This is a genomic window from Pseudomonas sp. UYIF39 (assembly GCF_029963765.1).
GTDB lineage: Bacteria > Pseudomonadota > Gammaproteobacteria > Pseudomonadales > Pseudomonadaceae > Aquipseudomonas.
On sequence record NZ_JALBYU010000011.1, the window covers coordinates 177,017 to 185,773 of the forward strand.

At 59.1% G+C, this 8,757-nt stretch carries 6 protein-coding genes; 3 read left to right on the top strand and 3 right to left on the bottom strand.

The features are described from left to right. Positions 1-169 precede the first annotated feature (169 nt). Genes mksB through mksF form a run of 3 tightly spaced genes read left to right on the top strand, consistent with a single transcriptional unit; the run spans position 170 to position 4,975 of the window. Positions 170-1,447, top strand: a complete 1,278-nt coding sequence (gene mksB, locus MO767_RS17325) for an Mks condensin complex protein MksB (protein WP_282481480.1) — start codon at positions 170-172, stop codon at positions 1,445-1,447. Beyond that, positions 1,437-2,138, top strand: coding sequence for an Mks condensin complex protein MksE (gene mksE, locus MO767_RS17330; RefSeq protein WP_027925914.1), 702 nt, complete (start codon positions 1,437-1,439; stop codon positions 2,136-2,138). Before mksB ends, mksE begins: the two co-directional genes overlap by 11 nt. Further along, on the top strand, positions 2,135-4,975 hold the full coding sequence (gene mksF / locus MO767_RS17335) for an Mks condensin complex protein MksF (RefSeq protein WP_282481481.1): 2,841 nt from the start codon (positions 2,135-2,137) through the stop codon (positions 4,973-4,975). The genes mksE and mksF overlap by 4 nt, the downstream gene beginning before the upstream one ends. 75 nt (positions 4,976-5,050) lie before the next feature. On the opposite strand, the gene MO767_RS17340 is transcribed toward mksF, so the two are convergent. Genes MO767_RS17340 through MO767_RS17350 form a run of 3 tightly spaced genes read right to left on the bottom strand, consistent with a single transcriptional unit; the run spans position 5,051 to position 8,616 of the window. Beyond that, positions 5,051-7,354, bottom strand: coding sequence for an MlaD family protein (locus MO767_RS17340; protein ID WP_282481482.1), 2,304 nt, complete (start codon positions 7,352-7,354; stop codon positions 5,051-5,053). Then, a complete protein-coding gene (locus MO767_RS17345) occupies positions 7,347-7,970 on the bottom strand; it encodes a paraquat-inducible protein A (RefSeq protein ID WP_282481483.1) in 624 nt (207 codons plus the stop codon). Before MO767_RS17345 ends, MO767_RS17340 begins: the two co-directional genes overlap by 8 nt. Beyond that, positions 7,957-8,616, bottom strand: a complete 660-nt coding sequence (locus MO767_RS17350) for a paraquat-inducible protein A (protein WP_282481484.1) — start codon at positions 8,614-8,616, stop codon at positions 7,957-7,959. The genes MO767_RS17345 and MO767_RS17350 overlap by 14 nt, the downstream gene beginning before the upstream one ends. Positions 8,617-8,757 lie beyond the last annotated feature (141 nt).

Consider the following 8,757-nt stretch of genomic DNA (forward strand, 5'->3'; position numbering starts at 1 on the left):
AAAGGTCGGCCACTTGTGGATAACTAAAGTGCGGTGATTCTACCGCCCTTCGCTCAAGATCGCCCACGCTTGATCGATAGAAAGCCAACTGTCCGTCCCGAGAGTGAATCGCAACGGGTGTGATGCAGTACAATCGCGACTTTTAATCGCCAACCAGCCGGCCATTCCGATGATCGAACCCAAGCGCGTCTTGCGCGCCCTCGCTGAACACTGGGCACTTCTGGAGCCACTGTGCGAGCACTTCGACCAAGGCACCTTGAGCCTCAACGAACTGCGCTCACAGTTGGCCGCCCAGCAACTGGACAGTACGCCGCAGGACATCACCAGCCTGCTGGACGTGTGGATCCGCCTCGACATTCTGGTTCCCGTGGCAAAAAGCCCGAACCGTTTCGAACTCAATGCGCAGATCCACGACTTCCTCGCCTACCTGCGCCGTGAGCACCGGCTGGGCCTGTGCCTGGAGATCGAAGCCTATTTGCGCCACCTCGAACGCCTGGCCGGTTATATCCAGGACGCCTTCGACATCCGCGACGGGCACGACCTGGCGCGTCAGTTGCGCTTGCTCGACATGCGCGTACGGGATGTATTGAAGAAACTCGCTAACGACGAACAAGCCCTGGTGGCTGTCGCCGAGCGCGCCAAGACCAGCGACCGGCAGATTCCCCTGCGTCAGCGTTATGCGGAAGTATTGGCGACCTGGGACGAATACGTCGAGCCGATGATTCAATTGGTGAACGCCGACGGCGCCTTCGAACAAGGCGTGCGCAAGGTCGAGAACGTGCTGCTGAAGATGCTCACCGAACAGCAGCGCCTCGGCCATCTGGTCGACGACGACATGCTGCTGCGCACCCACGCACGCATCCTCGAAATGCAGACCAGCGCTCAGTTGACCTTGCGTCATGCCCGCGAACTGTTGCTGCCGCTGCGTGAAGAAGCCCGCCGGCACAACGCCGTGACCCGTGGCGCGGCGCTGGCCTTGTCGGCCATCCGTCGCAAAGGCATCGATGCGGTGCCGCAAGCGGCTATGCCGATGTTCACCCGTCCGCAAAGCACCTTCCTCGGCAGTGCCAGCCAAGTCGAAGCCTATGTGTACGCCCTGGCCCGCTTCGAGCCGAAACCGGCGCGTTTCCCCAAGGCTCACAAGACTCAGAAAGGCGAAGCCCCGCGCGCTCCGCGCACGGTTCGGGAAATGCTCGAACGCTGCGAAGACGCCCTGCCGATGCCGGACCTGATGACCTGGCTGCTGGAGCAGGAACCGGACGGCGCCACCGACGAATTGCTGTATTGGTTCTCGCGCCTGTCGCGGGAAAAACGCTTCAAACGCGAGCGTCTCGAACGCCGCGATTACCACACTCATGAGCACCAGGTCAGCCTGCGCTCCTTCGCCCTGCTCTCGGCCGCCGACACCGCCGCCGAGGATTCTGCGAGCATTCCAAATGCATCTTGATCTAAACGAACTGTCCCAGCTGGCGCCGATCTTTCGCGAGCTGTTCAAGGGCTACCACGTCAGCCGCCGCGACCCGGAGCTGTACGCACAACTGTCGAACTTCCAGGACCAGTACCGCACGCTGTTCAAGGCGTTGGGTTTTGAATTGGTCTGCGACACCCGTGGTTTCTACTATTTCGTGCCGGACCTCGCTGCAGCGGCGGTGAATAAGACGGCTCAGCGTCTGGCGCTGTTCACTTTCATCCTCGTCGAGCATCTGGCCGATCAGGGCCGCGACCCGGTCGCCGTGCTCGACGGTGGCAGCCTCGGCCGCGATGAATTGCCGTCATTGCTGGAAAAGTACCGCGACCTGTTTATCCAGGCCGAAGTGCAGACCGTCGAAGAACTCGAAGAAAAAATCATGCGCCGCATGACTCAGCTCGGTTTTGCCGGTGAAGAAAACGGCATCTACCGTTTCCTGCCGCCGATGCACCGTTTTCTCGATGTCTGCCTGTCGGTCCAGCAGGATCGCGACCTGGCGGCCAGCCTGCACAGCGTCTTGCCATTGCCGGTGCCGGTGTTGATCGATGACGACAGCGACGAAAAGCTGCTGGAAACCGATGATCCGCTGGACCTCAGTGACTTCGAAGAAGAAAGCGAAGAAGACGCCATGGCCCGCGCCATTGCCGAAGAACAGGAGACCGACGCATGAGCAAGGAGCGCTACGGCATTCGCCGCTTTGCCCTTTTGAACACCGCCGGTTACAGCCTCGGCCTGTTCCCACTGGAGGAACCGTTGTCGGTTTACGGGGCGAACAACCTCGGTAAATCCGCGTCGATCAACGCGTTGCAGTTCCCGATCCTGGCGCGCATGTCGGACATGAGTTTCGGCAAGTACAGTCTGGAACAATCCCGGCGTTTCTACTTCGCCTCGGACACCAGCTACATCCTGGTCGAAGTCTCGCTGCCGCACGGTCCTCACGTCATTGGCGTGGTCGGTCGCGGCCCGGGCGGTGGTTTCGGTCACCAGTTCTTTGCCTACGCCGGCAAACTGGATCTGGCCCATTACCAGAAAAACGACACCTGCCTGCGCCAGAAAGAATTGTTCACCAACCTTGAGCGCGAAGGCCTGAAAGCCTACGAACTCAAGCCGGATGAACTGCGGCGTTTGCTGGTCGGTGGCCACACGTCGATCCCGCTGGACCTGACGCTGATCCCGCTGCGCTCCACCAGCGAGCAGAGCCTGAAGACCTTCCGCGCGTTGTTCATCAACTTGCTGCACATGCGAGAAATCACCGCGGCCAAGCTCAAGCAGCTGTTCCTCGATGCGTTCGAACACAGCCTGCGCTCCGGCAGTGTCGACTACATCGCCGCGTGCGAAGAAGCGTTCCGCGATGTACGACGCATGGAGCAGGACTACAACTCGCTGGTCACCGCCGGCCCGCTCGTTGAAGCGTTGGCCTCCGGCGTTACCCAGCGCAATATCCTGCGCGGCAAGTTGCACCGCATCTCGCCGCTGCTCGATTCGTTGCTCGGTACTTGGTCGGACTACGCCAGTGCGCGCAAGGAAGAGCTGACCATTCAGGCCGAACATTACCGCGGCGAGCAGGACGCCCTGCAAAACGATCAGCGTGGCGGCACTCAAGAGCTGATGCGCCTGGAGCGGGAAATCACCGGGATCCAGCGCTGGCTCGGCGAGCTGTCAGTGCTCAAGCATCGCTTCGCACTGGTCGATGACGTCAAAGTGCTTGAGCAGCAACTGCTCGCGGCCAAGGACGCCCACGATGAACTGGCCGGTGCATTGGCGCAGTCGCGGCAGTTCAGTGCCGAAGATTTGGAAGAGCGTCTGCGGGATCTGGAAAAACGCCTGAAGTCGGTCAAACAGCAACTCGATCACGCCGACAACAACAGCTACGCCCGTCTGCGTGAAGAGTTTTCGCAACAGGATGTCGAGCGCCTGATGCGTCTGTTCAACAGCGCGTTGTTCAGCCTGCCGCTCGGTGAGCACGGGATTACGCTGGACGAGGACGGTCAGTGGGTCAAATCCCTGGAGCTGATTCTCGACGGCTTCAAAGGCGAGCGTTTTGAAGTGCCGGGGCTGTCCATCGACATCTCGCACATCGAGCCGCCAGCCTTGCAAGCCCTGGCCGACCGCGCCGCGTTGCGTGATCAGAAAGAGCGCCTGGAAAAAGAACTCAAGCAACTGAAAACCCAAGCGTCCGTGGTCGCTGACCGCGCGGCGAGCAAGACCCAGACCGAAGCGCTGTACCAGCAAGTGCTGGACGCGCAAAAAGCCCTGGAAGATTTCCGCCGCGCGCAAACGCTGAGCGCCGAGGAAGACGACAAGCTTGAGCAACTGGCGCAGATGGAAGCCGCCCAGGAAGAGTTGAAGCGTTCCAGCGACGCCTTCACCGAACGCGTCCAGCAACTGTCGGCCAAGCTGCAACTGGTCGGGCGGCAGATCGGCGACATGGAAGCCAAGCAACGCACCCTCGACGACGCCCTGCGCCGCCGTCAGTTGTTGCCGGCAGATCTGCCGTTCGGTACGCCGTTCATGGACCCGATCGACGACTCCATGGACAACCTGCTACCGCTGCTCAATGACTATCAGGACAGTTGGCAGGGTTTGCAGCGCAGCGATGGTCAGATCGAGGCGCTGTACGCTCAGGTCCGCCTCAAAGGCGTGGCCAAGTTCGACAGCGAAGACGATATGGAGCGTCGCCTGCAATTGCTGATCAACGCCTATGCGCACCGCACCGACGAAGCCCTGACCCTTGGCAAGGCGCGTCGTGCGGCCGTTACCGACATCGCCCGGACCCTGCGCAACATCCGCAGCGACTACGACAGCCTTGAGCATCAACTGGCACTGTTCAACCGCGAGATCAACAAACGCCAGGTCTCCAACCTGCAAAGCTTCCGCATCGTGCTGGCACCGAACAAGGAAGCGCTCAAGCACATCGACCAGATCATCCACAGCGCCGGCCAGTATGAAGAAGGCGAAACCCTTTCGGTCTTCGACCTGAGCCAAAGCGCCGATCAGGACAACAAGAACGAAGAAGCCAAGGAATACCTGGCGCGGCTGGTAGCGGCCAACCACAACCAGCTCGGCCTCAAGGACTTGTTCGAGCTGGCGTTCGAGATCACCAAGGTCAACGGCCAGCCGGTGATCCACACCGACATCGACGGAGCGGCATCCAACGGCACCACGATGACCATCAAGGCGCTGACCAACATGTACTTGTTGCTGCACTTGATGGACCGCGACCAGGCCGGTCGCGTGCGCCTGCCGTACTACCTCGACGAGGCAGCGGACATTGACGAGAAGAACCAGGCAGCGCTGCTGGAAACCAGCCTGCAACTGGGCTTCGTACCGATCCTGGCGAGTGTGAAGCCGCAGGTCTGCGCCAGTGTCGCCATTGACCTGGAAGGTGGCAGCGGGCCGAACGGGATCTACATCGACGAGGCGGACTGGAAGTACATCCGTCGTCACGATGAGGTGAAAGCTGCCGCTCCCGTTGAAGCAGATGAACCGGAGCTGGATGCCGTCTGATTTGCGTTAATCGACAGCCATAAAAAAGGCCGCGATCCAATGGATCGCGGCCTTTTTTATGGCTGTGTTTTGGGTTTACTTGCCGATTGAAATCTTCGGCGCCCAAGTCAGCCATTCATCTTCGAACTTATCGAACAGCGGGAACGTTTGCTCAGCTCGCGCCGGACTGCCCATGCGCTCGCCGTCCGGCGTGGCGAAAGCGATCCCGCCCTGAATCAGCGTCTCCAGCGACTCGGTTCGCATCGTCGCCCCTTTGAACAAGCCGTAATCAAAGCCAAAACCACTGGAGTTCCAGAAACGCGTGCCGCTGCGCACCAACGGCGCGTACTTCGGCTCGATCAGGATGTGCACCAACACACGGTCCGCCGTCTGGCCGAGCTCATAGCCTGTCACCTTGCCCACGGTGATTTCGCGATAGGTGACCGGCACACCTGTTTTCAGCGAACCACGGCGGGCAGCGCTCAACACCAGACTCAAACCGGCTTCTTGTTTAGCGGTTTCCGGCGGATTGGCCAGGGCCACGAAGTTCTTCTGCGGGCCGAGTTTTTTCGCGGCCGGTTGCACTTCGATGTATTGGCCAGTGACCAGCGTTTCGAGGTTGGACGTCTTGATCAGACCCAGTTCAGGTTTGACGACCCAGAACTGACTACCCACCCGAGCTATACGCTCCGGCACTTCTGTGATTCGTGCAGTCAGCAGCACTGATTGCAGATCATCGCTGAGGTCGACGTCTTCAATCTTGCCGACATCCAGACCTTTGAATCGAATCGGCGTGCCGCTGCGCAAGCCATCGGCACGATCAACCCTGATCGTTACCAAGGCGCCTTTTTGCGTCGCCTCATCATGACTGGCGAATAAACGGAAACGTGGAATCCGCTTCTGCAACGGCGCCTTGGCTTCCGGTGTTTCGAAGGCAATGCCACCGGCCATCAGGCTTTGTAGCGACTCACTTTTGACCTGGATTCCACCGGTCAGTCCACCCGTCAGCGTGATGCCGCTGGCATTCCAGAACCGTGTCGAGGCGTTGACCAGCCCTTCGTATTCCTTCTCGATGTGAACACCAATCACCAACTGCTTTTTAGTGCGTGAGAACTGATAGCTCTGGACCGAACCGACCTTGACCTGCTTGTACAGAATCGGGCTGCCAACCTCCAGCGAACCGAGGTTTTCGGTGAACAGCACCAGGTGCAATCCCGGTGCACGCAAGTCGAGCGGCGGTGCCTTCGGCCGCGCCACAAACTCGCGCTGCGGTGCGGCGCCTTTGTCTCCTGGACGCACGGCGATGTAATTGCCTTTGACCAACGCTTCGAGACCGGTGATACCGGCAAGCGAGATCGACGGCTTGACCACCCAGAACTGGGTGCCTTCGACCAGGTAATCTTCGGCCAGAGGATCGAGGGTCAATTCGGCGGTGGCACTGGATAGATCTGGATCGATCTTGAGCGCTTTCAGATTGCCGACCTGGATGCCTTTGTACATAACCGGTGTGCGGCCCGCCTGCATTCCTTCGAAGTCGCTGAGTTTGACCTTGACCCGAATACCGGCGGCGGCGGCATCGAAATCTTCGTAGAGACGGAACGGCAGGCTCGGGTCGGTGGGCGGGCTGTCCTTGCGGTTCTCCGGCGTGGCAAACGCGATACCGCCGGCGACGATGCTGGCCAGGGATTCGCTGCGCACTTTCACACCCGACAGGTTGGCGTCGATGCTGATGCCGCTGGCGTTCCAGAAACGCGTGTGTTTGCGCACGAGCTTGGCGTAGGTGGGCTCGATGAAAACTTTGAGTTCGACGGTGCTTTGGTCTTCGGACAGCAGGTAACTTTTGATCTGGCCGACCCTGATCTGCTTATAGAACACCGGGCTACCGCGATTGAGTGAACCGAGACGATCAGCCTTGATGGTCAGGTGTAGACCGGGCTTGGCGTCCGACAGCGGAGGCTCTTCGGCCAGGGCTTTGAACTTGCGAGCCAGCTCACCCTCGCCTGGGCTTATCGCCACGTAGTTACCCGAAACCAGCGTCTCCAGGCCAGTGATACCGGCCAGGGTCACGCTCGGCTTGACCAGCCAGAAACGGGTACTGGTCCGCAGGTATGGCTCCACGTCCTTGTTCATTTCGACGGTGGCGATCACGCCTTTGGAGTTGCCTTCGTCATCAAGTTTGAGGGCCTTGACCTTACCCACCGACATGCCTTTGTAGACGACTTCGGTCTTGTTGGCCTGAATGCCTTCACCACTTTCGAAACGCACCTGAATCTCGATGCCGGTCTCGTTGTAGGCACGCCAGCCGAGCCAGCCGCCGATGATCAGGGCAATCAGGGGCAACACCCAAATAGCTGACCAGTTCGAGGCGGGTCGGGTTTTTGCTGTAGGCAAATCAGTCATGGTCGTCGTCCGACTCCGTGTTATCCCAAATCAGTCGGGGATCGAAAGTTACTGCGGCAAGCATTGTCAGAATCACCACACTGGCGAAAGCGATGGCGCCAAGATTGGCTTCGACGCTGGCAAGCCGTCCGAAATTCACAACCGCCACCAGGATGGCGATCACAAAAATATCGAGCATCGACCAACGGCCGATGAACTCAATAAAGCGGTACATCCAAATACGTTGGCGAGCCGACAGTGGCTGGCGGCGCTGCACGGAAAACAGCAGCAGTGCGATGCCCACCAATTTGAACGTTGGTACCAGAATACTGGCGATAAAAACCACGGCGGCGATGGGGATCATGCCGTGCTGAACCAGCTGGATCACACCGGACATGATGGTGCTGGGATCGCCCTGCCCCAGTGAACTGACGGTCATGATCGGCAACACGTTGGCCGGGATGTAGAGAACCGCGGCGGTAACCAGCAACGCCCAAGTACGCATCACACTGTTCGGACGACGGACGTGAACCAGCGCACCGCAACGGGTGCAGAACTGCTCGTCGGTGTCGGCTTCCTGTTTGTTCAATTCATGGCATTCGGCGCAAATCAGAATGCCTGCATCAATCGCCCGCATGGGCATCCTCTCCTGATAAAGCCTGCCAGATCTGATGAGGCGACATCACAACCTCCAACCAGACCTGAACCAACAACAAACCGATAAAGCACGCCAGGCCAAGTCCGACGGTAATTGCTGCCATATCTGCCAGTTTGACGATCGCCACCAGTACGCCCATGAGGTAGACCTCGAGCATTCCCCAATCGCGTAAATGGTGATAGATGCGGTAGAGCAACAGGCCGTAACTACGTCCGATATCAAAACGGATACTCAGCAGCACAACCAGTTGGCAAAGCAACTTGAGCAGCGGGATTCCCATACTGCAGAGAAACACCACGACTGCAACGCCCTGCATTCCGGTATCGAACAGGCCAACAACGCCAGTCCAGACAGTGTCATCCGACGACTGCCCGAGTAGATGGAGCTGCATGATGGGTAAAAAGTTCGCCGGGATGTACAACAACAGAGCGGCGATAACCAGGGCGAGACTACGCTGTACGACGTTATGCCGATGGGCGTAGAGCTCGTAGCCGCAGCGCGGACAGAGGGCTTTCTCGCCATGGGCGAGTTCGGGCTTACGCATCAGCAAGTCGCACTCATGACACGCTACCAAGTCGTCCAGCGGTAATTCTGACAGCCCTGGGGCGTCAACCGGATCTGGCATAAAGGCTCTGGCTCCGAAAAAGTTGGACCTATTCTAGTGTCATGGGTCGAAAATAACTGTGCAAATTTGTGCTGCAACTGAAAGCCACTTTCCTGCGAACAAAACAAAACCCCTACCTGCATACGCAGATAGGGGTTTCGG